The sequence below is a fragment of the Nocardioides sp. SRI_004 genome (genome assembly GCF_057586415.1).
This window is the reverse complement of sequence record NZ_JBYCZV010000014.1, coordinates 1-21,585: the sequence shown is the minus strand read 5'-3', so window position 1 is coordinate 21,585 and position 21,585 is coordinate 1. Positions and strand designations below refer to the sequence as shown.

At 73.4% G+C, this 21,585-nt stretch carries 20 protein-coding genes; 7 read left to right on the top strand and 13 right to left on the bottom strand.

The window, feature by feature from the left end; translation table 11 throughout:
* The first annotated feature begins 38 nt into the window (after positions 1 to 38).
* Genes AC2YHB_RS18355 through AC2YHB_RS18345 form a run of 3 tightly spaced genes read left to right on the top strand, consistent with a single transcriptional unit; the run spans position 39 to position 3,688 of the window.
* Entirely contained in the window at positions 39 to 560 is a 522-nt protein-coding gene (locus AC2YHB_RS18355) for a GNAT family N-acetyltransferase (protein WP_036548191.1), read from the top strand.
* Positions 557 to 2,341, top strand: a complete 1,785-nt coding sequence (locus AC2YHB_RS18350) for a hypothetical protein (protein WP_487354426.1) — start codon at positions 557 to 559, stop codon at positions 2,339 to 2,341. The genes AC2YHB_RS18355 and AC2YHB_RS18350 overlap by 4 nt, the downstream gene beginning before the upstream one ends.
* 33 nt (positions 2,342 to 2,374) lie before the next feature.
* Positions 2,375 to 3,688, top strand: coding sequence for a hypothetical protein (locus tag AC2YHB_RS18345; RefSeq protein WP_487354425.1), 1,314 nt, complete (start codon positions 2,375 to 2,377; stop codon positions 3,686 to 3,688).
* 10 nt (positions 3,689 to 3,698) lie between these two features.
* Here the strand turns inward: AC2YHB_RS18345 and AC2YHB_RS18340 are convergent, their stop codons facing one another.
* From AC2YHB_RS18340 to AC2YHB_RS18295, 10 genes are all read right to left on the bottom strand, one after another.
* Positions 3,699 to 3,881, bottom strand: coding sequence for a YegP family protein (locus AC2YHB_RS18340; protein ID WP_036548590.1), 183 nt, complete (start codon positions 3,879 to 3,881; stop codon positions 3,699 to 3,701).
* Positions 3,882 to 3,965: 84 nt separating this feature from the next.
* Positions 3,966 to 4,727: a M15 family metallopeptidase gene (locus tag AC2YHB_RS18335; RefSeq protein ID WP_036548185.1), complete on the bottom strand. Its 762-nt coding sequence runs from the start codon at positions 4,725 to 4,727 to the stop codon at positions 3,966 to 3,968.
* Between the two features lie 95 nt (positions 4,728 to 4,822).
* Entirely contained in the window at positions 4,823 to 5,464 is a 642-nt protein-coding gene (locus AC2YHB_RS18330; RefSeq protein ID WP_373366953.1) for a MazG nucleotide pyrophosphohydrolase domain-containing protein, read from the bottom strand.
* 3 nt (positions 5,465 to 5,467) lie between these two features.
* Positions 5,468 to 6,196, bottom strand: a complete 729-nt coding sequence (locus AC2YHB_RS18325; RefSeq protein ID WP_487354424.1) for a hypothetical protein — start codon at positions 6,194 to 6,196, stop codon at positions 5,468 to 5,470.
* A 2-nt stretch (positions 6,197 to 6,198) separates the two neighbouring features.
* The gene (mfd, locus tag AC2YHB_RS18320; RefSeq protein ID WP_487354423.1) at positions 6,199 to 9,723 is read right to left on the bottom strand and encodes a transcription-repair coupling factor; all 3,525 of its coding nucleotides are present in this window, start codon (positions 9,721 to 9,723) and stop codon (positions 6,199 to 6,201) included.
* A gap of 118 nt (positions 9,724 to 9,841) precedes the next feature.
* Positions 9,842 to 11,182 (bottom strand): serpin family protein, encoded by a 1,341-nt coding sequence (locus tag AC2YHB_RS18315; RefSeq protein WP_487354422.1) that lies wholly within the window; start codon positions 11,180 to 11,182, stop codon positions 9,842 to 9,844.
* Entirely contained in the window at positions 11,179 to 11,721 is a 543-nt protein-coding gene (locus AC2YHB_RS18310; protein ID WP_036548172.1) for a hypothetical protein, read from the bottom strand. Before AC2YHB_RS18310 ends, AC2YHB_RS18315 begins: the two co-directional genes overlap by 4 nt.
* 27 nt (positions 11,722 to 11,748) lie before the next feature.
* Positions 11,749 to 12,195: a DUF3817 domain-containing protein gene (locus tag AC2YHB_RS18305; RefSeq protein ID WP_036548168.1), complete on the bottom strand. Its 447-nt coding sequence runs from the start codon at positions 12,193 to 12,195 to the stop codon at positions 11,749 to 11,751.
* On the bottom strand, positions 12,192 to 13,013 hold the full coding sequence (locus AC2YHB_RS18300; RefSeq protein WP_487354421.1) for a siderophore-interacting protein: 822 nt from the start codon (positions 13,011 to 13,013) through the stop codon (positions 12,192 to 12,194). The genes AC2YHB_RS18305 and AC2YHB_RS18300 overlap by 4 nt, the downstream gene beginning before the upstream one ends.
* A gap of 48 nt (positions 13,014 to 13,061) precedes the next feature.
* Complete coding sequence (locus AC2YHB_RS18295; RefSeq protein WP_242530543.1) at positions 13,062 to 13,835, bottom strand: isoprenyl transferase; 774 nt, start codon at positions 13,833 to 13,835, stop codon at positions 13,062 to 13,064.
* A 148-nt stretch (positions 13,836 to 13,983) separates the two neighbouring features.
* On the opposite strand from AC2YHB_RS18295, the gene AC2YHB_RS18290 reads away from it, so the two are divergent.
* Both AC2YHB_RS18290 and trhA read left to right on the top strand, forming a co-directional pair.
* Positions 13,984 to 14,955, top strand: a complete 972-nt coding sequence (locus AC2YHB_RS18290; protein WP_179650104.1) for an AIM24 family protein — start codon at positions 13,984 to 13,986, stop codon at positions 14,953 to 14,955.
* 111 nt (positions 14,956 to 15,066) lie between these two features.
* Complete coding sequence (gene trhA, locus AC2YHB_RS18285; protein WP_487354420.1) at positions 15,067 to 15,807, top strand: PAQR family membrane homeostasis protein TrhA; 741 nt, start codon at positions 15,067 to 15,069, stop codon at positions 15,805 to 15,807.
* Here trhA and AC2YHB_RS18280 read toward each other — a convergent pair.
* Positions 15,792 to 16,964, bottom strand: coding sequence for a methyltransferase domain-containing protein (locus tag AC2YHB_RS18280; RefSeq protein ID WP_487354419.1), 1,173 nt, complete (start codon positions 16,962 to 16,964; stop codon positions 15,792 to 15,794). The two genes, trhA and AC2YHB_RS18280, sit on opposite strands and share 16 nt — an antisense overlap.
* Positions 16,965 to 16,988: 24 nt before the next feature.
* Here AC2YHB_RS18280 and AC2YHB_RS18275 point away from each other — a divergent pair, with 24 nt between their 5' ends.
* Complete coding sequence (locus AC2YHB_RS18275; RefSeq protein WP_487354418.1) at positions 16,989 to 17,717, top strand: hypothetical protein; 729 nt, start codon at positions 16,989 to 16,991, stop codon at positions 17,715 to 17,717.
* Between the two features lie 3 nt (positions 17,718 to 17,720).
* Here AC2YHB_RS18275 and AC2YHB_RS18270 read toward each other — a convergent pair whose 3' ends face one another.
* Entirely contained in the window at positions 17,721 to 18,728 is a 1,008-nt protein-coding gene (locus AC2YHB_RS18270) for a serine/threonine-protein kinase (protein WP_487354417.1), read from the bottom strand.
* Between the two features lie 200 nt (positions 18,729 to 18,928).
* Here AC2YHB_RS18270 and AC2YHB_RS18265 point away from each other — a divergent pair, with 200 nt between their 5' ends.
* Positions 18,929 to 20,527 (top strand): serine/threonine-protein kinase, encoded by a 1,599-nt coding sequence (locus AC2YHB_RS18265; protein WP_179650096.1) that lies wholly within the window; start codon positions 18,929 to 18,931, stop codon positions 20,525 to 20,527.
* Positions 20,528 to 20,531: 4 nt separating this feature from the next.
* On the opposite strand, the gene AC2YHB_RS18260 is transcribed toward AC2YHB_RS18265, so the two are convergent.
* A partial coding sequence (locus tag AC2YHB_RS18260; RefSeq protein ID WP_487354416.1) for an aminotransferase-like domain-containing protein occupies positions 20,532 to 21,585 on the bottom strand: 1,054 nt, incomplete at its 5' end.

Below are 21,585 nucleotides of genomic sequence, written 5' to 3'. Positions count from 1 at the left end.
CAAGGGCACCGCAAGCGGTGGTGGACAGGCTGCGTGCCATGACCACCGAACCCACCCCCTGGCTCCCCGACGGCTGGGCGCACCCCACCCGGGTCGCGGTGACCGACGGCCACCACCTCCGGCCGATGGGTCCCGACGACGTCGACCTCGACCTCCCTGCCGTGCGCGGCTCGCGCGACCGGCTGTGGAGCATCTACGGCCAGGCGTGGGGGTGGCCGCCGGTGCACCTGTCCCGCGAGGCCGACATCGACGACCTCGCCCACCACGCCGCCGAGATCGAGGCGCACGAGTCCTTCCTCTACGGCCTCTTCGACGCCGACGAGAGCGTCCTGCTCGGCTGCCTGTACGTCGACCCGCCGGCCAAGGTCGGCGCCGACGCCGAGATCTCGTGGTGGGTCGTCGACGCGCTGCTCGGCTCCGACCTCGAGGCCGCGCTCGACGCGTTCGTGCCGCGCTGGATCGCTGCCGAGTGGCCGCTCGCCCAGCCGCGCTATGTCGGCCGCGACCTCTCGTGGGCGGCGTGGCTGGCGCTGCCCGACCTCGTGGAGGAGCGCGCATGAGCCCCCGCGCCCTGCTCCGGATCACCGGCGGCGTCCTCGCCGCCGGCCTCGGCCTCTTCCCCCTCACCTTCGCCGCGCCGGCGCACGCCGGCCAGGTCAACGTCACCATCGGCATCCAGGGCTCCGGCTTCGTCCGGGTCGTCGAGGGATCCCTCGAGGACGGCGGGTCCGAGACCTGCGACCAGAGCCAGAACCTCGACCACCGCGTCGTGCTGACCTGCGACCGGGTCCGCAACGAGGAGCCGTTCGAGGCGTGGGTGTGGCTGCGTCCCTCGGTCGCCTACTCCCCGCCGTACTGGGACTTCGTGGAGTGGCAGGGCTGCGACCAGCTCCGCGAGCGCAGCGGCGTCAAGGAGTGCGGCGTCGGGTCGACGGCGTTCGGGACGAGCGGGAAGTTCCCGGTCGCCGTCTTCCGCGACACGAAGGCGCCGGTCGTCAGCAACCTGCAGGTCGCCCAGGTGCCGCTCAGCCAGGGCGGCTTCCGGATCACGTGGAGCCACGAGGGCGCGACCCGCAACGAGTGCCGCATCGACAGCGCCCCCTGGGCCACGTGCACGACGCCCACCGACGTCGTCCTCCCCGAGGGCTCGCGCAACATCGAGGTCCGCGCGGAGGACGCCTCCGGCAACCTCAGCGCGGTGCGCCGGGTGGACTTCCGCTCGGTCGACACGAACCTCTACGGCAAGCCGCGCGAGCTCGTGAACAGCCGCACCGCCCAGTTCTGGTTCTCGACGCTCGCCGGCAATGCCTACGACTGCGCGCTCGACGGCGTCGACGTCGCCTGCACCAACGAGGGCAACGTCCGCTTCGACAACCTCGGCGAGGGCACGCACGTGTTCACCGTCGGCGCCCGCCACGGCGCCTGGTACGACCCGGTTCCCGCGCGCTGGGCGTGGAGCATCGACACGACCGCCCCCGACACGACCATCGACGGCGGCCCCGCCGAGGGCTCGCGCACCAACGCCACCGGCGCCGGCTTCTTCCTCACCACGCCGGGCTCGGCCGTCAGCATCGCGTGCACCCTGGACGGCGCTCCGCTCACCTGCCGGCACGGCGCGCTCGCGCTGCGCGACCTACCGCCGGGCGACCACGTCCTGACGGCCGCCGGCACCGACGCCGCCGGCAACACCGACGCCTCCCCCGCGGTCCGCCGCTGGAGCGTCGACCTGGCCGCGCCGGACACCACGATCACCGGCGGCCCCGCCCACGGCTCGATCGCACCGTCGACGAAGGCGGCGTTCACGCTCGGGGCCAGCGAGCCGGGCGTCCGGCTCACCTGCGCGGTCGACGGCACCACGCGACCCTGCGGGCCCGGGGCGCTCTCCCTGTCCGGACTCGTCCCCGGCACCCACGAGCTGCGTGCCCAGGCCTCCGACGCGGCCGGCAACACCGACCCGACGGCGGCCGTGCGCACGTGGACCGTCCCGGTGCCCGCCCGCTCGCTCGTCCGCTCGACCGGCTGGAGCCTCGCGGCCCTGCCCTCGGCGTACGACGGCCGGGCGCTCACGACGACGAGGAGGAACGCGTCGGCGTCGTACTCCGTCCGGGGAGCGCGCAGGCTCGCCCTCGTCGTCGGCGGCGGCACCACCCACGGCACCGTCCGGGTCTACGCCGGCAGCCGCCTGCTGAAGACGATCTCGTTGCGGACCAGCCGGACCGTCAGCAAGCGGGTGGTCCCGGTCACGACCTTCAGCGCCGCCTGGACCGGCAAGGTCCGCGTCGTCGTCGCGACCTCCGGACGCACCGTCCGGCTCGAGGGCATCGCCGCCCCGACCCGCTGACTCGCCACCGAATCCCCCATGGGAAGGAAAGCCATGCGCATCCGCAGGATCGCCGCCCTCTCCGCGGCACTGCTCTCCACCGGCCTGGTCGGCGTCGCGCCGACCCTCGCCGGCTCCGCCTCCGCCGCCACGGGCGAGTGGCAGGACGGCGTCACGTCGTCCGACACCATCATCAACTGCGTCACCCAGAGCCCCAGCGTCGGCGTCAGCGCCAACACCGGCTGGCGCTCGACCAACGGCGAGGTGCCGGAGGTGGGTGAGAAGTTCTACCTCCGCGGCTACATCTCGCTCGTCGGCCTGCCGTGCAGCGGCAAGGTCGCCACGGTCCCGGAGATCCTGCCGCCGCCGGGCTTCAGCTATCCCGACGAGCCGGTCCTGTGGGGCGTCAACACCCTCGGCGAGTCGGGCGAGCTGACCGATGCGCCCCTCGACATCTTCAACGGCGTCAACGGAGGCATCGTGCTGACCAGGCCGGGCGACGAGCCGTTCGTGCTGCAGCGCGGGCAGGTCCTGGAGTTCCAGTTCCCGGTCGTCGCGACCCGCGAGTTCAAGGGCACGGCCACCCAGGCCCCCACCTGCCTCTCCCGGCGCGACGGTACGGCGCCCTGCCCGCCCTCGCAGTCGGGCGACCACCTCCAGATCGCCTTCGCGGTCGGCGGCCACGGCGGCGACAAGCAGTACGTCACGCCCTACGTCCCGATCTTCGCCGCGAAGGCCGGCACCGCCGGCGACACCACCGCGCCGAACACCACCCTCGGCGGAGGTCCGGCCAACGGTGCGATCGTCCCCTCGACCTCGGCGGCGTTCTCCCTCGGCTCCACCGAGGCCGGCTCGCGGTTCGCGTGCACCCTCGACGGCAGGGCGCGGGCCTGCGCGAGCGGGACGCACACCGTGACCGGCCTGGCGCCGGGCACCCACGTCCTGCGCGCGAGCGCGACCGACGCCGCCGGCAACACCGACCCGACGGCGGCGACCCGCACCTGGACCGTCCCCGTCCCGGCGCGCTCACTCTCCCGCTCGGCCGGCTGGTCGCTGCTCTCGGCGCCCAGCGCGTACGGCGGCAAGGTGCTCGCGTCCTCGCGACGCAACGCCTCGACGTCGTACCCGGTCCGGGGCGCGCGGCGCCTCGCCCTGGTCGCCAGCGGCGGCACCACGCACGGGACAGTCCGGGTCTACGCCGGCAGCCGCCTGCTGAAGACGATCTCGCTGAGGACGACCCGGAACGTGACGAAGCGGGTCATCCCGGTGACGAGCTTCAGCAGCGCATGGACCGGCACGGTGAAGGTCGTCGTGGCCACCACCGGCCGGACCGTGCGGATCGAGGGCATCGCCGCCCCGACCCGCTGACGCACGCCTCTCAGTCGGTCAGGTCGACGACCGTCGCGCCGTCGGCCGCCCGCTGCACGGCCTCGGTGCCCGCGATGGCGGCGGCCTTCGTCTCGTAGTCCTCGCCGACGGCGACGACCTGACCGTTGGAGGCCTTCAACCGGAAACGGAACTTCCCGGCCTTGTCCTCGTACACCTCGAACTTGCCTGCCATCGCCACTCCCACCGTTGCGTCGTCCCCGCCCGATGCGCGGACCTGCGCTGAAAGTAGTGGTGGGCCGACCTCCTGCGGAAGGGGTCAGATCCCGCAGCTCGGCGCGCGCCAGAACTTCGTGGACTGGATGCCGAGGTGGATGTGGTCGTTGTGGTCCGGGTAGCCGGGGCCGAGCAGCTCACGGAAGGCGACGTAGCGCGCGGCCAGCGCGATCCCGCACATCGTGGTCGCCGAGCTGCCCGGCACGAGGTCGATCGCCCGGCCGTAGAGGTGGTTGCTGTTGGTCGCGCCCCCGACCCGCCGGTTGCACTCGGCGCTGCGGTAGGCCGACGTGACCCGCAGCGGGTTGTCGCCGAGCCGGTGCCGCAGGGCCTCGGCCCGCCACATCACCTGGATCAGGTTGGCCTTCACCTGGGCGACCGTCGTCCCCGACACCGGCGTCGGGAACCCGCCGAAGCACACGTCGTCGACCTCGCTCCACGCGAAGTGGACCGGCGTGCAGTCGGCGTCCTGGAGGGCGTAGATCCTGCTGAACGTCTGCGAGCCCGCAATGCCGTCGGCCGTGAGCCCGTACGCCGCCTGGAAGTTCCGCACCGCCGTGGTCGTCGCCGGCCCGTACTGCCCGTCGACGGCGAAGCCGCGGTCGTAGCCGGCCCAGCCGGCGACGCGGATCTGCAGCTGGGTCACGTCGCTGCCGGACGTGCCCTCACGCAGGGTCCGGCCCCACGTGTAGCACTCGTCCGCGTGCGCGGGCGCGGTCGCGGTGACCACCAGGCCCGCGGGGAGGAGGGAGAGGAGAAGGGCGGCCACGAGGGTGGCGGGCCAGGACCTGCGGGTACGACGCATGGGAGCCTCCGGATGCCGAGTCATCGGCCGCGGTCGCGGCCACCGGCAGTCTCGCCCTCGGCACCGGGTCCGGAAACCCCCTCGGCCGGGATTCGTCAGAGACGCTCGCGCACCGCGTCGCGCAGCGCCTGCTCCGGATCCACGCCGGCCGCGCGGGCCTCGGCGACGAGGGCCAGGAGCCGCTCGCCGACGGCGGCGTCGGCATCGGCGGGGTCGGCCACCAGGTCGGCCGGGGTGCCGGCCCGCTCGAGGCGGTCGAGCACCTTGTCGGCGTACAGGAGGGCGGGGAGGGCGGACGGGATGCCGTCGTCGACGGGGCGGTCGGCCTTCTCGCGGGCCTTGACCTGCTGCCACAGGTCGTTGACGGCGGCGGCGTCGAGGTCGTCGGCGGCCGGGTCGTCGGCGAGGTCCCCGAAGACGTGGGGGTTGCGGCGCACCATCTTGGCGGTGATGCCGCGGGCGACGTCGTCGAGGTCGAAGTCGCCCCGCTCCTCCGCCACGACGGCGTGGAAGACGACCTGCAGCAGCAGGTCGCCGAGCTCCTCCGCGAGGTGGGACCAGTCCCCCGACACCTCACCGGCGTCGATGGCGTCGACCGCCTCGTAGGTCTCCTCCAGCAGGTAGCGCACCAGCGACCGGTGCGTCTGCTCCCGCTTCCACGGGCACTCCGCGCGCAGCCGACGCATCACGGCGACGAACTCGTCGACCGCGGGCTCCGGCTGGGCGGGGGCCGCCACGGCTCAGCCCACCGGCTGCGCCGGCGCCTCGACGGGCGCCCCGCACACCTCGGAGGCCGGCAGGGCGGACAGGCGCTCGGTGGCCTCGGCCTCGCTGGCGACCGGCTTGCCGAGCTGGTCGCCCTGCTTGGCCACGCCGCTCACGGCGACGGACAGGTCGTCGCCGAGGAAGGCGCCCTCCTTGGCGTCGCGCTCACCGAAGACCGGGTTGAGCTCGACCCCGTGCTCCTCGAGCCAGGCGTCGACGACCTCGTAGCCGGCAGCCTGGGCTCCCTCCGCCGTCGGCGTCTGCCCGGCATCGATCTGCGCCTGGGTCCCGATGGCCGCCAGCGGCTGGTCGAGGCGCTGGCCGATCCAGGTGAGCCACTCGAAGGACTCGAACTCGTCGTCCTCGCGGCTGACCCCCCAGCTCCGCTCGACGACGGCGCTCTCGACACCCGACGGGACATCGACGCCGTAGCGCGGCGCGAGCTCGTCGACCGCGACGGCCTGCGCCCAGTTCCAGGCCAGCTGGGAGCGCACGACGGCCTTCGCGTACGACGGCGCGCCCTCCTCGCCCGCCAGCAGCCCGCAGTAGTCCTCGACCGCGCTGTCGACCTTGTCCAGCTCCAGCGTCTGGCCGTCCACCTCCGCGGCGGCACCGGGCCGGGGGCCGTCGTCGGTGAGGCCGCAGCCGGCCGCCAGCAGCGCGGTCGCGGCGAGGGCGGTGGCGAGGGAGGTACGACGGCGCACTACTACTCCTTGGGGTCGATGACCGAGTCGATGACGAGTCGGGCCCATTCAAGCAGGGCGACCCCCTCGATGGGCGTTCCCGTCTTCCCCGGGGTGCCGGGGCGGGGCACCAGGATCGACTCGAGCTGGTGCTTGACGATCGACTTCGGGTAGAGCCGGTTGAGCCGGATCGTGCGCGACTCGGGGAGGGTGACCGGGTGGAAGCGGATGTTCTTGCCGACCGTGGTCACCTCCTTGACCCCCGCGGCCCGCACCCGCGCCCGGAAGCGCGCGACGAGGAGCAGGGCCGTGACCTGCTCCGGCGGCTCGCCGTACCGGTCCTCGAGCTCGGCGACGATCTCGTCGACGTCGGCGTCGGTGCGGACCTCGGCCAGGCGCTTGTACATCTCCAGGCGGAGCCGCTCGCTGGGGATGTAGTCGTGCGGGAGGTGGGCCTCGACGGGCAGCTCGATGCGGACCTCCTCGAGCTGCTCGGGCGCACCCCCGTCGTCGCGGAAGTCGCGGACGGCCTCGCCGACGAGGCGGACGTAGAGGTCGAAGCCGACGTCGGCGATGTGGCCGGACTGCTCGCCGCCGAGCAGGTTGCCGGCGCCGCGGATCTCGAGGTCCTTCATGGCGATCGCCATGCCGCCGCCGAGGTCGGAGTGCTGTGCCAAGGTGGCGAGGCGCTCGTGGGCGGTCTCGGTGAGCGGCTTCTCCGTCGGGTAGAGGAAGTAGGCGTAGGCCCGCTCCCGCGACCGGCCGACGCGACCGCGCAGCTGGTGCAGCTGCGAGAGGCCGAGGGTGTCGGAGCGCTCGATGATCATCGTGTTGGCGTTGGACACGTCGATGCCGGACTCGACGATCGTCGTGCAGACCAGCACGTCGAAGCGCTTCTCCCAGAAGTCGAGCATGACCTGCTCGAGCTGGTGCTCGCCCATCTGGCCGTGGGCCGTCGCGACCCGCGCCTCCGGGACCAGCTCGCGGATCTTCGCGGCGGCCTTCTCGATCGAGCTGACCCGGTTGTGGATGTAGAAGACCTGGCCGTCGCGCAGCAGCTCGCGGCGTACGGCGGCGACGACCTGCCGGTCCTCGTAGCCGCCGACATAGGTGAGCACCGGGTGCCGCTCCTCCGGCGGCGTGGTGATCGTCGACATCTCGCGGATGCCGGTGATCGCCATCTCCAGGGTCCGCGGGATCGGCGTCGCACTCATCGACAGCACGTCGACCGACGTGCGCAGCCGCTTCATCGCCTCCTTGTGCTCGACACCGAAGCGCTGCTCCTCGTCGACGATGATCAGGCCGAGGTCCTTGAACTTCGTGTCGGCGTTGAAGAGCCGGTGGGTGCCCACCACGATGTCGACCGTGCCGTCGGCGAGGCCGGCCATGGTCTCGGCCGCCTCCTTGTCGGTCTGGAACCGGCTCAGCGGCTTGAGGATGACCGGGAAGCCGCTCATCCGCTCGCTGAAGGTGTCGAGGTGCTGGTTGACCAGCAGCGTCGTCGGCACCAGCACGGCGACCTGCTTGCCGTCCTGGACCGCCTTGAAGGCAGCCCGGACCGCGATCTCGGTCTTGCCGTAGCCGACGTCGCCGCAGACCAGGCGGTCCATCGGCACGGTGCGCTCCATGTCGCCCTTGACCTCGTCGACCGTGGTCAGCTGGTCGGGCGTCTCGTGGAACGGGAACGCGTCCTCGAGCTCGCGCTGCCAGGGCGTGTCGGGACCGAACGCGTGGCCCTGCGTGGCCTGCCGGGCGGCGTACAGCTTGATCAGCTCGGCGGCGATCTCGCGGACCGCCTTGCGCGCCCGGTTCTTCCGCTTCGTCCAGTCACCGCCGCCGAGCCGGTCGAGGCTGGGCTGCTCGCCGCCGACGTAGCGGGTGACCTGGTCGAGGGTGTCGGCCGGCACGAAGAGCCGGTCCGGCGGGCCGCCCCGCTTGGACGGGCCGTACTCGAGGACGAGGTACTCGCGCACCGCGCCCTGGACCTCGCGCTGCTTCATCTCCACGAACCGGCCGACGCCGTGCTGCTCGTGCACGACGTAGTCGCCGGCCTTGAGCTCGAGCGGGTCGATCTGGCGCTTGCGGCGCACCGGCATCGCGCCCTTGTCACGGGTGCTCGCCTTGGCTCCCACGACGTCCTCGCCGGTCAGCACGACCAGCTTGCGGGCCTCGTCGACGACGCCGTGGCCGAGCGCACCGCAGGTGATCGTGACGACCGCCGGGTCGAGGGTCGCGCCCGACGGCACCTCTTCGACGAGCCGGGCCGGGACGTCGACCTCCCCCAGCGCCTCGACCATGCGCTGCGCGGGGCCGTGGCCGGCGTGCACGACGACGACCTGGTGGCCCTCCGCGTGCCAGCGGGCGATGTCGGCGAAGGCCTTCGCCACGTCGCCGCGGTACGACGGCGCGGGCTGCGCGGCGGAATGGCCGGAACCGGCATCGTCCGCGTCGAGGCCGAACGGGCTGAACGTCCACCAGGCCTGGCCGCGCTCGCGCGCGTGGCTGCGCACGTCGCCGAGGGAGTGGTACGACGCCGCCTGCAGGTCGATCGGCGCCTGCCCGCCGCTCGCGGCGGTCGCCCACGAGGCCGCGAGGAACTCCTCGCTCGTGGCGACGAGGTCGTGGGCGCGGGCCCGGGCGCGCTCGGGGTCGAGCACCAGGACGCGGGTGTCGGCGGGCAGCAGGTCGACGAGCAGCTCGAGCTCGTCGACGAGCGCCGGGATCAGCGCCTCCATGCCCTCGACGGCGATGCCCTGGGCGAGCTTGTCGGTGATCTCGAGCAGCTGCGGGTGGGTGCGGCCGAGCTCGGCGGCGCGGGCACGGACCTCGTCGGTCAGCAGCAGCTCGCGGCACGGCGGCGCCCACAGGCGCTCGACCTTGGCGATGGTGCGCTGGTCGGCGACGGCGAAGGAGCGGATCTCGTCGACCTCGTCGCCGAAGAACTCCACGCGCAGCGGGTGCTCCTCGGTCGGCGGGAAGACGTCGACGATGCCGCCGCGGACCGCGAACTCGCCGCGCTTCTCGACCAGGTCGACGCGCGAGTACGCCGCCCCGACGAGGCCGGCGACGACCTCGTCCAGCTCGGCGGTGGCGCCCGTCTCGAGCTCGACCGGCACGAGGTCGCCCAGTCCCTTGACCTGCGGCTGCAGCACGGAGCGGACCGGGGCGACGAGCACCTTCACGGGAGCGGCGCCGCTGCCGGGGGCGCCGGGGTGGCACAGCCGGCGCAGCACGGCGAGCCGGCGGCCGACGGTGTCGCTGCGGGGACTGAGCCGCTCGTGCGGCAGCGTCTCCCAGCTCGGGTAGTAGGCGACGCCCTCGGGGTCGAGCAGGTCGCCCAGCTCGGCGACGAGCTGCTCGGCCTCCCGCGTCGTGGCGGTCACGACCAGCACCGTGCCGGCGGTCCGGGCGAGGCCGGCGGCGAGGAAGGGTCGCAGCGCCTCCGGGCCGGTCAGCTCGCCCGTGGGCTGGGCGCCCTGCGCCTGGGCCAGGGCGGCGGCCAGCGCGGGGTCGGCGAGGACGGCGTCGGCGATGCCGGCGAGGTGCACTTCGGGCTCATTTCAGCAGGGACGGACAGCACGAGCGCCCCCGGTCGAGCGAGGACCGGGGGTGTGCCCCCAGCGTAGCGAGCGGCGCCGACAGCCCGGCCGTCGCGATCTTCCTCGACTACTCGGCGGTCGGGTCGGTGACCCGGCCGACGAAGAGCGGCGTGCCGTGCTCGGTGTCGTGGATGAGGAAGAGGAAGGGCCGGTCCGCCACCAGGACCTCCGCGACCGGCGCCGCGGTCTCGGCCATGACGACCGCCGTGGCCGCGCTCGCCTCGGTGCCCTCCTCGTCGACCGCGATGAAGCCCTGGTGGACCACGTCGGCGATCACCAGGTCGAGGTCCTCGTCGGTCATCGGGCTGAAGTCGGCGCCGTCGGCGAAGGCGGTCGGCATGCCCATTGTCCGGAGGGCCTCCTTCAACGGCGCCGCGGTGCGGAAGGACCAGCGCGGCAGGGTCAGGTCGATGGTGGCCGGGGCGGCGCTCGACGCCAGGACCGGTCCGTAGCCGCTCTTCGCCAGCGCGCCCTCGACGGCGGCGAGCTGCCCGTCGTCGGGGACCACGACGCTCATCGACAGCCCGCCTCCGGCGTACGGCAGGACGGCGGCGCGGAAGCCGTCGCCGGTCACCCACCCACCCTTGATGTCCGGACGGCGCATCAGGTCGGCGGCGACGGTCGAGCCGTCGAGCCGGTGGAAGTCGCCGGCAGCGGTGAGGGTCTTCTCGAAGGGCTGCTCCCACGGCGCCTTGAGGTAGATCGCGTTGACCAGGACGAGACGCGTCGACGGGTCGATGAGCCCCTCGGGCACGAGGTCGACGATCCGGTCGTGGGTCTGCTGCTCCACCCAGTCGTTGATCAGCGTGCGGGCGTCCTCGGGCGCGGTCTCGTAGTCGACGGCGCGCAGGCCGGCGCCGTACTCCTTGGCCAGCAGGTCGAGGAAGTCCGCCTCCCACCCGACGCCCTGCTGCCCGAAGAGCTGGTTGGCTGTGGCCAGCTCGATCGTCGCCTTCGAGCCGTCGGCACGCTTCCGCTCCCCCGCCAGCGCGCCGGTCCCGGACGTGACGGCGTTGAGGCCCTTGTGCCAGCGGTCGCCCAGGTCGCCCGTGTGCAGCACCTCGCCCATCTCGCGGGCCGTCCGACCGGCCGCGCCGACGAGGGTCATGCCGAGTGCGACCGCGACCGAGTACGGCGACAGCACGAGGTTGCCCGGCTCGGTGGCCAGCTCGCGGTAGAGGTCGCCGGCGAGCAGCCGCAGCCCGTCGACCACCGGCGCCAGCGCGGTGGTGTCGCCCGCGGCCCGCTCGACGTCGGAGGAGACCAGCTCGATCCCGTCGGGGTCGGCGTCGCGTGCGGGCTGGAGGCCGGGCTCGTCGTCGGAGGAGCAGGCGGCGAGGCCGCCCACACCACCCGTGAGGGCGAGGGCGAGCAGGCCGAGGCGAAGGGTGTCGCGGCGATCGATCATGTGGGTACGACGACAGGGGCGCCGCCGCGGTTCCGCGAGCCGCGCCTCCCGCGCCGCACCAGGAGCACGCCGGTCCCGGCGACCGCGAGCGAGCCGGGCACGAGAAGCGCGATCGTCACCATCCGGCCGGAGCTCCCCTCGGCGGTGAACACCCGTCCCTCGCCGGTCTGCACGGCCACCAGGTCGTGGTCGACCCACAGGGTCCGGACCGGCTTGCGGCCTCGGGCGAGGCGGCGCAGCGCGAGCTTCGCCTCGTCGGTGCCGCTGGCGACGTCGAAGGACGCGCCGATGTCGCGCCCGACGAACACGTAGCGCGGGATGTTGCCCTCGACGGCGACCGCGTCGAGCGATCCCTGCTCGACCCGGAGGCACCCGTCGGTGGCGCGGCCCCGGCAGGCCGGCTGCTCCTGCGCCCGGTGCCACCGGCTGACGGCCTCGGCCGTGAGCACCGACGACGCCACGACGGCCACGAGCCCACCGGCCACCAGCAGCAGCCCGACCAGCACGAGGGCGCGCTGGCGCAGGGACGGGCTGGTCATGCCCGGCAGTCTCTCAGGACCTCGGCGTCAGGAGGTCGGGGGCCCGACCACGAGGGCGAGCCCGGTCAGGGCCGCGACGGCGACCAGGCCGACGGCCAGACCACGCAGCGGGTTGGTCAGCAGCCAGGCGACGAAGCGGTCGGGCACCGACGACCCGGCACCGGCGGGCAGGCGCCAGGCGTCGCCGAGCCAGCCCTTGCGGACCGCCCACCACTCCAGGGGCAGGGTCGCCAGCGGCGGCACCGCGGCGACCAGCGCGAGGAGCCCGCGTCCGGCCGACCAGCGACGGTCCACCCAGACCACGGCGGTCGTGACGACGTACGCGACGAAGACGACGCCGTGCAGCATCCCGAAGACCCGCACGCCCGTCTCGTTGTCGGCGGGGCCGTACTTCAGGAACATGCCGACGAGCAGGCCGGTCCAGGTGACCGCCTCCGCGATCGCGACGCTGCGGAACAGGCGGGTCGGGCTCATCGGGCGTCCTCCTCGGCCGCGAGCGCGGCCTTCCACTCACGGAACCTCTCCTCGGTCCGGCCCTGCTTCCAGTAGGCCGAGATCGAGACGTCGTCGCGCGGCACTGCGCGCTCGGAGACCAGGTAGGGCCGGATCTCCTTCATGACCGCCTGGCCCTCGCCGTGCACGAACGCGTGCACCCGGCCCTCGCGCCACGGCAGGGCGCGCACGGCGTCGGCCAGCGACGGGTGGGCGGGGTCGGTGCGGTGCAGCCAGGTCAGCTCGACCCCGGCGGGCGTCGCCACCTCCTGCTGGTACGACGCCGCGTCGACCTGCAGCACGACGTACCCCTGTGCGTCGGCGGGCAGCGCGGCCAGCGCCTGGCGGATGGCGGGGATCGCGGCCTCGTCACCGGCGAGCAGGTGCCAGTCGGCGGCCGGGTCGGGGGCGTAGGCGCCGCCCGGGCCGCGGACGTGGATGCTGTCGCCGGGCTGGGCGGCCGCCGCCCACGGGCCGGCGATGCCCTCGTCGCCGTGGACCACGAAGTCGATGGAGAGCGTGCCGGCGGCGACGTCGGGCGCGACCGCGGTGTAGGTCCGCAACGTGGGGCGCCCGCCGCGCTCGAGCTCCGCCACGTCGCCGAAGACCAGCTTGACGTAGCGGTCGGTCCAGGCGCTGCCCTCGAAGGCGGCGAGGTCGCCGGTGAAGTGGATCCGGACCATGCCCGGGCTCAGCTGCTCCTTGCGCTCGACGGTCAGCAGCGTGATCGGCTTCGCCGGCTTGGCCGACGGTTCGGGGCCGGACGGTTCGGGGCCAGGCGGTTCGGGGGTGGTGCTCACGGACGCTGACGCTACTCCTGTGACCCAGCGCACCCGGTGGCTGCGGGATCAGGCGCCGAAGCGGCGCTCGCGCTGGGCGTAGGCCCGGATCGCGCGGAGGAAGTCGACGCGGCGGAAGTCGGGCCAGTAGGCCTCGCAGAAGTAGAACTCCGACTTCGCGCTCTGCCAGAGCAGGAAGCCGCCGAGGCGCTGCTCCCCCGACGTGCGGATCACCAGGTCGGGGTCGGGCTGGCCCTTGGTGTAGAGGTGCTCCTCGATGTGCTCGATGTCGATCTGCTGGGCGAGCATCTCGAGCGGGGTGCCGAGCGCGGCGTGCTCGGTGAGCAGGGAGCGGACCGCGTCGGCGATCTCGCGGCGGCCGCCGTACGCGACGGCGACGTTGACGATCATCCCGTCGACGTCGGCCGTGGCCTCGGCCGCGGCCTTGAGCCGCTCGGCGGCCGCGACGGGCAGCAGGTCGAGGGCACCGACGGGGTGCAGTCGCCAGCGGCGCTGGTCGGCGAGCGAGTCGACCGCGTCGACGATGATCTCGAGGAGCGGCTCGAGCTCCTGGGCCGGGCGGTTGAGGTTGTCGGTCGAGAGCAGCCACAGGGTGACCACCTCGATGCCGATCTCGTCGCACCAGGTGAGCAGGGGCTCGATGTTGGCTGCGCCGGCGCGGTGGCCGTGCGCGGTGTCGCGGCCCACGGCCTTCGCCCAGCGCCGGTTGCCGTCGAGCATCACCCCGATGTGCTTGGGGAGGTCGCCGGGCATCCGGCGAAGCATGCGCGCCTCGTAGGCGGGGTAGAGCACCCGTCGCACGCCCCGCTTCCAGTCAGCCACATTTCCGATCGTAGGCCACATCAGCCACACACGGTGGTAGACCGGAGGCCGCACCCGGGACCTTCCCGGCCGACCACGGGGCTGACACGATGAGCACCACAGTGCGCAGCACCCGACGAGCAGCACAGACGAGAGAGGCACCACGACGATGACCGCAGCCGCTTGGCATCCGGACCCCACCGGCCGCCACGAGCTCCGCTACTGGGACGGCTCCCAGTGGACCGAACACGTCTCCGACAACGGGGTCCAGTCGACCTCGCCGGTCGATGGGGGCTCCGACGCCGGTGCCGCCGGCGGCGGGTCGGACCAGACCCAGGTCGCCGCGCACCACCAGCAGGCCCAGCCGCAGCAGCAGCCCGACCAGCAGTGGGGCCAGCAGCAGCCGGCACAGCAGCCGTGGGGCGGCCAGCAGCAGTACGGCGGCAACCAGCAGGTGCCCGCCGACGCCTTCGCCGGCATCACCGGCGAGCTCATCGACGGCCGCTTCAGCGAGGTCGACGGTGTCGGCGCGAGCCTGCAGAACAAGAAGCTCCTGCGGGTGCGCATCAACGAGCCGTTCATGGCCAAGCAGGGCGCGATGGTCGCCTACCAGGGCAACGTCAACTTCGCCTACCAGGGCGGCGGCGCCGCGAAGTTCCTCAAGAAGGCGCTGACCGGCGAGGGCCTCTCGCTGATGCGCGTCGAGGGCCAGGGCGACGTCTTCCTCGCCGACCTCGCGCACGAGGTCCACATCCTCAACCTCAACAACAGCGGCATCTCGGTCAACGGCAAGAACGTGCTCGCGTTCTCCTCGTCGCTGGAGTGGAACATCGAGCGGGTCAAGGGCGGCAGCATCGCGGCCGGCGGCCTGTTCAACACCACCCTGCGCGGCACCGGCTGGGTCGCGATCACCACCGAGGGCATGCCGGTCGTGCTCAACCCGGCCGAGGCGCCGACCTTCGCCGACGCCAACGCGCTCGTCGCGTGGTCGACGCACCTGCAGACGGGCATCCGCTCGACCTTCGGCGCGGGCGCGCTCATCGGTCGCGGCTCGGGTGAGGCCTTCCAGGTCTCCTTCCAGGGCCAGGGCTTCGTCATCGTGCAGCCCTCCGAGGGTCCGCCGGTCACGGCCACGGCCTGAGCCTCCACCGGTCGGCAACCTCCGATCGGTCAGTCGACGGCGGCCGGATGAGCGTGAGATCACGCCCGTCCGGCCGCCGTTGCGCATGGTCCCTGCGGGTACCCTCAAGCCATGAACCAGGCCCTCCACCAAGCGAACGAGATGGTGCGTTCCCGGCTGGACGACCTCGGGGAGCAGCTCAGCGAGAAGGTCGCCGAGATCAAGCCGAAGCTCCGCGGCTGGATCCACCTCGTGTCGACCCCGCTCGTGCTCGCCGCCGGCATCGTGCTCATCTGCCTCTCGCCGACCGCGACGACCAAGGTCGGCTCGGCGCTGTACGCCGGATCGGCGCTCCTCCTCTTCGGGACCTCCGCCCTCTACCACCGCGGCACGTGGTCACCGAAGGTCTGGCAGGTGCTCAACCGCTTCGACCACTCGAACATCTTCCTGTTCATCGCGGGGTCCTACACGCCCTTCGCGCTGATCCTGCTCGACGGCCTGCCGCGCATCATCATGCTGTCGGTCGTGTGGACCGGCGCCCTGCTCGGCATCGCGTTCAAGCTCTTCTGGCCGACCGCACCGCGCTGGCTCTCGGCGCCGATCTACATCGCGCTCGGCTGGGCGGCGATCTTCTTCATCCCGGCCTTCTTCGACGGCGCCGTGGCGCTCGGCCTGGGCATCGGCATCGCGACCTTCGTGCTGATCATCGTCGGCGGCGCGCTCTACACGATGGGCGGCCTGGTCTACGGCTTCCAGTGGCCGAACCCGTCGCCGCGCGTCTTCGGCTTCCACGAGATCTTCCACGGCTTCACCATCGCCGCGTTCGCCGCGCACTACGTCGGCGTCTCGCTGGCGACCTACTCGCTGCGCTGAAGAAGGACCAGCACCTCGGCGTGCGGGGTCTGCGGGAACATGTCCAGCAGCCGCCCCCGCACCGGCGTGTACGCCGCCAGGTCGGCCAGGTCGCGAGCCAGCGTCTCGGGGTTGCAGCTCGAGTAGAGCAGGTGCGGGACGCCGGAGTCCTCGATCCGCAGGGCGAGCTCGCTGCCGAGCCCGCGCCGCGGAGGGTTCACCACCACGAGGTCGGCGTCGCGCAGGAGGCCCGCGTGCTCGGGTGCGGTCGCGTCACCGACGGCGAAGGTGATGTCGCCGGGCAGGCCGGCCTCGTCGCGTGAGCGCTCGGCGCTGGCGATCGCGTCGGCGCTGATCTCGATGCCGGTGACCTGGCGGCCGGGCGCGGCGAGGTGCAGGGCGAAGCCGCCGACGCCGCAGTAGAGGTCGAGCACCCGCTGCGGGGCGAGGTCCGCGGTCCACGCCACCGCCTCGCGGTAGAGGGCGGCAGCGACGTCGGTGTTGGTCTGGAAGAAGCTGCGCGGACGCAGGTGGAGCGTGATCCCCGCCCCGTCACCGGGCAGCCGCATCGGCAGCGTGTCGGCCTCGGTGAGCACCAGCTCCCGCTCGCCCTCGAGCACCGCCCGGTGGTCGGGTTGGACGTTGACCGTCAGCACCCGCACGGCCGGCAGCCGCTCCCGGAGCCAGGGCAGGTGCTTGCGCACCCGTGCCTCCACCGCGGTCGAGCGGAGCACGAGGCGGACCATCAGCTCGCCGTCCGGCGACTCGGTGACGAGCACGTGCTTGAGCTCGCCGCGCTGGCTCACCGGCAGGTCGGAGGAGACGTCGTAGGGGGTGAGCCCGGCACGGGTGACCAGCTCCGCCAGGAGCGGCAGCGCGGCGGCGATCCCCGGCGTGTGGAGCGCGCAGTCGCGCAGGTCCACGCCACCTCCCCGCGGGTCGAGGATCCCGAGCGTCGGGGCATCAGCGGTCCCCGCCACAACCATCTTGGCCTTGTTGCGGAAGCCCTCGGGACGGCTGGCGACCGGCGGCTCCCACACCAGCCCCGGCGCGTCGACCAGCGCCCGGGTCGCGGCGAGCTTGGCGGCCAGCTGGTCGTCGTACACACGTCCGAGCCAGGCGCAGGACCGGCACTCCCCCGCCGTGAAGTGGGCGCAGTCGAGCACGGCGAGGGACATGGCCTTCATCGTAGGCTGCGGCCCGTGGCGTACTCCTTCGAGAAGGTGCAGGCGGACCCGGTGCTCGCCACCGTGCGTCGCCTCGAGCAGCGGATCGAGGCACGCTTCCCCGGCCGTGGGCTGCACCGGCTGGTCGGCGAGCTCGGCCGGCTGGTCGACGAGGTCGCCACGTCGACGGCGAGCGTGCGGGACCGGCGGTCGTGGCTGCGCCCGGTGGCCAAGGCCGGGATCCTCGCGGTGGTGGTCCTCACCGTGGCCCTGCTCGGGCTGGCGGTGCGCGCGGCACTGGTCGACGCCCCCGCCGACGGGCTCGAGTGGGTGCCGCTGCTGGAGAGCGGCGTCAACGACCTGGTCTTCGCCGCGATCGCGATCTGGTTCCTCCACTCGGTGCCCGAGCGGCTGCAGCGCCAACGCCTGCTCGACCTGCTGCACCGGCTCCGCTCGCTGGCCCACATCATCGACATGCACCAGCTGACCAAGGACCCCGAGCGGCTGCGGGCGTCCTTCCGTCCCACGTCCGCGAGCGTCGAGATCGACCTGACGCCCGAGCAGCTCGAGCACTATCTCGACTACTGCTCGGAGCTGCTCAGCCTGGTCGGCAAGGCAGCGGCACTGTGCGCCGAGGAGTCGCGAGACGCGCTCGTGCTCGACACGGTGAGCACCGTCGAGACGCTGACCGTCTCACTCGAGCGGAAGGTCTGGCAGAAGATCACCGTGCTCAACGCCGACCGGCGGGCCCGGCCGGCCGAGTAGGCGTCAACGGAGCAGCACGACCACGACGCCGAGCACGACGCCGAGGAGTACGCCCAGCAGGACACCCAGCAGGACGCTCGCCGGCGGCCCCGCTGTTCGTCCCCGGCGTGGAGCCGGGGGCGGCCGGTAGACGGGCACGTCCACCCAACCGGGATCCGCGGAGGGGGCGAGGACGGTGTCCGGGGCCGCTGACTGCACCGTCACGGGTCCCGCCGGAACCGGCGGTGCGTCGCCGAAGCCACTGCCGACCACGGGGGTCCACGCCCCCGGCGGCAGGCTCCGCAGGGCAGCGACCAGCTCACCCGGTGCGACGCGGTCGGCCGGGTCCAGCGCCAGCGCGCGCTCCCAGAGCTCCTCCCCCACCCCCGCCCGCTGGCCGGGAAGCGGGATCGTGCCGCGCAGGAGGCGGAAGGCGACGACGCCGAACGAGTACCAGTCGATGCGCGGTGTCTCGTGGTCCGGGTCGATCATCTGCTCGGGGGCGCCGTACCCCGGCGTGTACGCCGCCATGCCCGCCTCCGTCCGGAATGCCTCGGTGTCGCGGCTGAGCCGGGCCAGCCCGAAGTCCGCGATCTTGGCCCGCAGCTCGACGCCGGCCCCGGACACGAGGATGTTGGCGGGCTTGAGGTCACGGTGCACGATCCCGACCGCGTGGGCCGCCTCCAGTCCGGAGGCGACCTGGGCGAGCACCTCCAGCCGCTCGGCGACGGTGAACCGCGGGTCGTTGAGCCGGCCCGTGAGGTCACCGCCGTCGACGTACTCCATGAGCAGGGCGACGTCCGCGCCGACCTGCACCGCCTCGTAGACGTGGATGACCGACGGGTGCCGCATCCGGGCGAGGGCCTGCCCCTCACGCATCATCCGCGCCACGGAGTCCTGCACGTGCCCGCCGCCGTGGACCAGCTTGACCGCCACGTCCCGACCCAGGTTGGGGTCCCGGGCGAGGACCACCTCGCCGAAGCCGCCGACGCCGAGGACGCGGACCAGCTCCAGGCCCCGTGGCAGGTGCATGGCGCCGATTCAACCAGCGCGCAGGCGGGCGCGAGGCCGAACCACCGGGTCCGTCCGGGGAAGGTAAAGAAATGGGCAATGGCGGCGTCCGGGGCCGAGCAGGAGAGAACACTGGTCGTCGCAGCCGCTCCGTCGGACGGCGCACCTCTCGGGACCGGATCCGGACGTGGGGGGCCGAGATGGCGGACGCAGGACCTGCCGTGGTGGGCGGATACGAGCTCGTGGGCCGGGTCGGGACCGGCTCGACGGCGACGGTGTGGAAGGCACGTGACCCCGGCCTGGGCCGCGACGTGGCGCTGAAGCAGGTCCCGGCAGCAGCCGTCGAGGGCCTGCGCGCCGAGGCGGCCCGGCTCGCCCAGCTCGACGACCCGCACGTGGTCCAGGTCTTCGGCTTCGTCGAGGAGGCGGGCGCGGCGTACCTCGTGGTCGAGTGGATCGACGGCGCCACCCTGGCCGAGGTCCTCGCCGCGGGTGGCCGGTTGTCGGTCCCCCAGGCCCTCGGCGTGGTCCGGGGCGCCCTGCTCGGCCTCGCCCACGCCCACGCACGAGGGATCGTGCACGGCGACGTGTCGGCGTCCAACGTGCTGGTCGACGTCGCGGGGACCTCCCGCCTGATCGACTTCGGGGTCGGCGGCTCGACGCCCGCCTACCGCGCCCCCGAGGCGGCGCGGGGCGAGACGTTGTCGCCGGCGGCCGACGTCTACGCGGCAGCGGCGGTCCTGGTCCACCTGCTGACCGGGCAGCTGGACCCCGGAGCCGCCCCCGCGGTCGACCGCACGGACAGCGGACTGCGGCCGGTGCTGGCCACCGCCCTGGCACCGGAGCCGGAGGCGCGCTACCCCGACGCGGCAGCCTTCCTCGCCGCGCTGGAGGAGGCAGCCGAGCGGACGTACGGCCCGGCCTGGTGGACCACCGCGGGCGTCGGTGGGATGGTCGCGCCCGTCGTCGCGGCCGTGGCACCCCTCGGCGGTGGCGCCGCCGGCGGGATCACCGCCGCGACGGTGCTCAGCCCGGTCGCCCCCGGCCTGGCCTCGGGCCTCGGAGCGGCTGCGGTCACGACCAGCCGGCGTGCGCCGACGAAGCTCCTCGCCGGGGTGGGCGCGCTGGTGCTGCTGGGCGCCGCGGGCGCGACCGCGATCGCCGTGACGAACGGCGACGACGAGAAGTCGGCGGGCGGCGCAGGCTCCTCGCCGACCAAGGAGGCGTTCGACCCGGTCGTCGACGCCGTGCCGAGCGGGGAGTACACCTTCCGGGCCGTCGTCACCAAGACCGACGACAAGACCTGGCTGAAGGTGGGCGACGAGATCACGCGCATCTGGACCCTCACCCCCAGGTGCGACGAGGACGCCTGCACGGGGTCCATCACCAGCACCAGTGGCTCGGAGTTCGAGTCGGCCTGGGACGGAGCCACGCTGCAGCAGCGGACGCCCGCGGGCGACTCGACCTGGGTGGGCGACTGCCAGGATGACGACGGGACGAAGACCGGCAAGGTGACCGTCCGCCAGCAGCAGACGCCCCGCGACGTCACCCTCACACCGACCGGCCCGGTCGACGAGGACAGCGGCCTCCCGGCCGAGCTCACCGGTTCGTACCAGTTCTCCGAGACCATCATCAAGTACGCCGCGATCAGCGGACCGTCACGCCCGCGCGACTGTCCGTGGGAGGGCAACCAGAAGGTCACGCACACGGCGACCTACGAGGTGACCCTCACCCGGGGCGCCGACCCCGAGGTCGTGAAGTCCGAGGAGGAGCGGGTGCAGCAGGAGAAGAAGCAGGCCGAGCAGCAGGAGACGCCCTGACCGGTCACCCGGCCGCCAGCACCTCTCCGATGACCCGCGCCGCCTCCGGGTAGCGCGCCGGCTCCGGCCCCGTGAAGGTCAGCCGAAGGAAGGGCCCCGAGGGCTCCGCCGGGAACCACTCGTCGCCGCCGGACACCCACACGCCCCGCGCCGCGCAGTCGCGGACCAGGCGTGGCACGTCGGTGCCGACGGGCAGGCGCGCCCACAGGTGCAGCCCGCCCGGCGGTACGACGTCCAGCGCCAACCCCGGTGCGTGCGCCCGGACGCTCTCCACGAGCAGGTCGCGCCGCTCCCGCAGCTGGACCCGGAGCCGGCGCAGATGGCTGCGCCAGCCGGGGTCGCTGACCACCTCGACGGCCGCCTGCTGGAGCAGCCCGCTGACGTACATCGACTCCGCCGCGCGGTCACCGAGGATCCGGTCGCGCGCGGGGCCGCGGGCGACGACCGCCGCGACGCGCACGGCCGGCGAGACGCTCTTGGTGAGCGAGCGGAGGTAGACCACGTGCCCGGCGTCGTCGCGGGCGGCGACCGGGCGGGGACCGCTGTCGATGCCGAAGTCGTGCGCCCAGTCGTCGTCGACGAGGAAGGCCCCGTGGTGGCGAACCACCTCGAGCAGCTGGTCCGCGCGCTCGACGCTCCACTGCACGCCGGTCGGGTTGGCGAAGTTGGCCTGGGCGTAGAACGCCCTCGCCCCAGTCTCGCGGAAGGCACGGTCGAGGTCCTCGGGGTCCGGCCCGTCGGGACCGGTCGGCACCGGCACCGGTACGACGCCCGCCTGCTGTGCCGCCTGGATCGCTCCCCAGTAGGTGGGTGACTCCACGAGCAGCGGCTGGCCGGGGGCGACGAGCGCCCGGAAGATCGACGAGAGCGCGCTCTGGCTCCCCGGCGCCACCACGACGTCGGCCGCGGTCACCGCGCCGAGGTGCGCCGGCGTGGCGTCGGCGAGCTCGGCCGCGAACCATGCCCGGAGCTCCTGCAGGCCCGCCGACGGTGGGCGGTCGGTCGCCGCCGAGCTCCGCGCGGCGCGGCCCAGCGCAGCGCGGACCAGGCGCTCCGGG

What these genes read in the sequence shown, in the direction of transcription:
- AC2YHB_RS18355 (WP_036548191.1), top strand. Translation starts at nt 39, where the DNA reads ATGACCACCGAACCCACCCCCTGGCTCCCCGACGGCTGGGCGCACCCC.
- AC2YHB_RS18350 (WP_487354426.1), top strand. Translation starts at nt 557, where the DNA reads ATGAGCCCCCGCGCCCTGCTCCGGATCACCGGCGGCGTCCTCGCCGCC.
- AC2YHB_RS18345 (WP_487354425.1), top strand. Translation starts at nt 2,375, where the DNA reads ATGCGCATCCGCAGGATCGCCGCCCTCTCCGCGGCACTGCTCTCCACC.
- AC2YHB_RS18340 (WP_036548590.1), bottom strand. Translation starts at nt 3,881, where the DNA reads ATGGCAGGCAAGTTCGAGGTGTACGAGGACAAGGCCGGGAAGTTCCGT.
- AC2YHB_RS18335 (WP_036548185.1), bottom strand. Translation starts at nt 4,727, where the DNA reads ATGCGTCGTACCCGCAGGTCCTGGCCCGCCACCCTCGTGGCCGCCCTT.
- AC2YHB_RS18315 (WP_487354422.1), bottom strand. Translation starts at nt 11,182, where the DNA reads ATGATCGATCGCCGCGACACCCTTCGCCTCGGCCTGCTCGCCCTCGCC.
- AC2YHB_RS18310 (WP_036548172.1), bottom strand. Translation starts at nt 11,721, where the DNA reads ATGACCAGCCCGTCCCTGCGCCAGCGCGCCCTCGTGCTGGTCGGGCTG.
- AC2YHB_RS18305 (WP_036548168.1), bottom strand. Translation starts at nt 12,195, where the DNA reads ATGAGCCCGACCCGCCTGTTCCGCAGCGTCGCGATCGCGGAGGCGGTC.
- AC2YHB_RS18290 (WP_179650104.1), top strand. Translation starts at nt 13,984, where the DNA reads ATGACCGCAGCCGCTTGGCATCCGGACCCCACCGGCCGCCACGAGCTC.
- trhA (WP_487354420.1), top strand. Translation starts at nt 15,067, where the DNA reads ATGAACCAGGCCCTCCACCAAGCGAACGAGATGGTGCGTTCCCGGCTG.
- AC2YHB_RS18280 (WP_487354419.1), bottom strand. Translation starts at nt 16,964, where the DNA reads ATGTCCCTCGCCGTGCTCGACTGCGCCCACTTCACGGCGGGGGAGTGC.
- AC2YHB_RS18270 (WP_487354417.1), bottom strand. Translation starts at nt 18,728, where the DNA reads ATGCACCTGCCACGGGGCCTGGAGCTGGTCCGCGTCCTCGGCGTCGGC.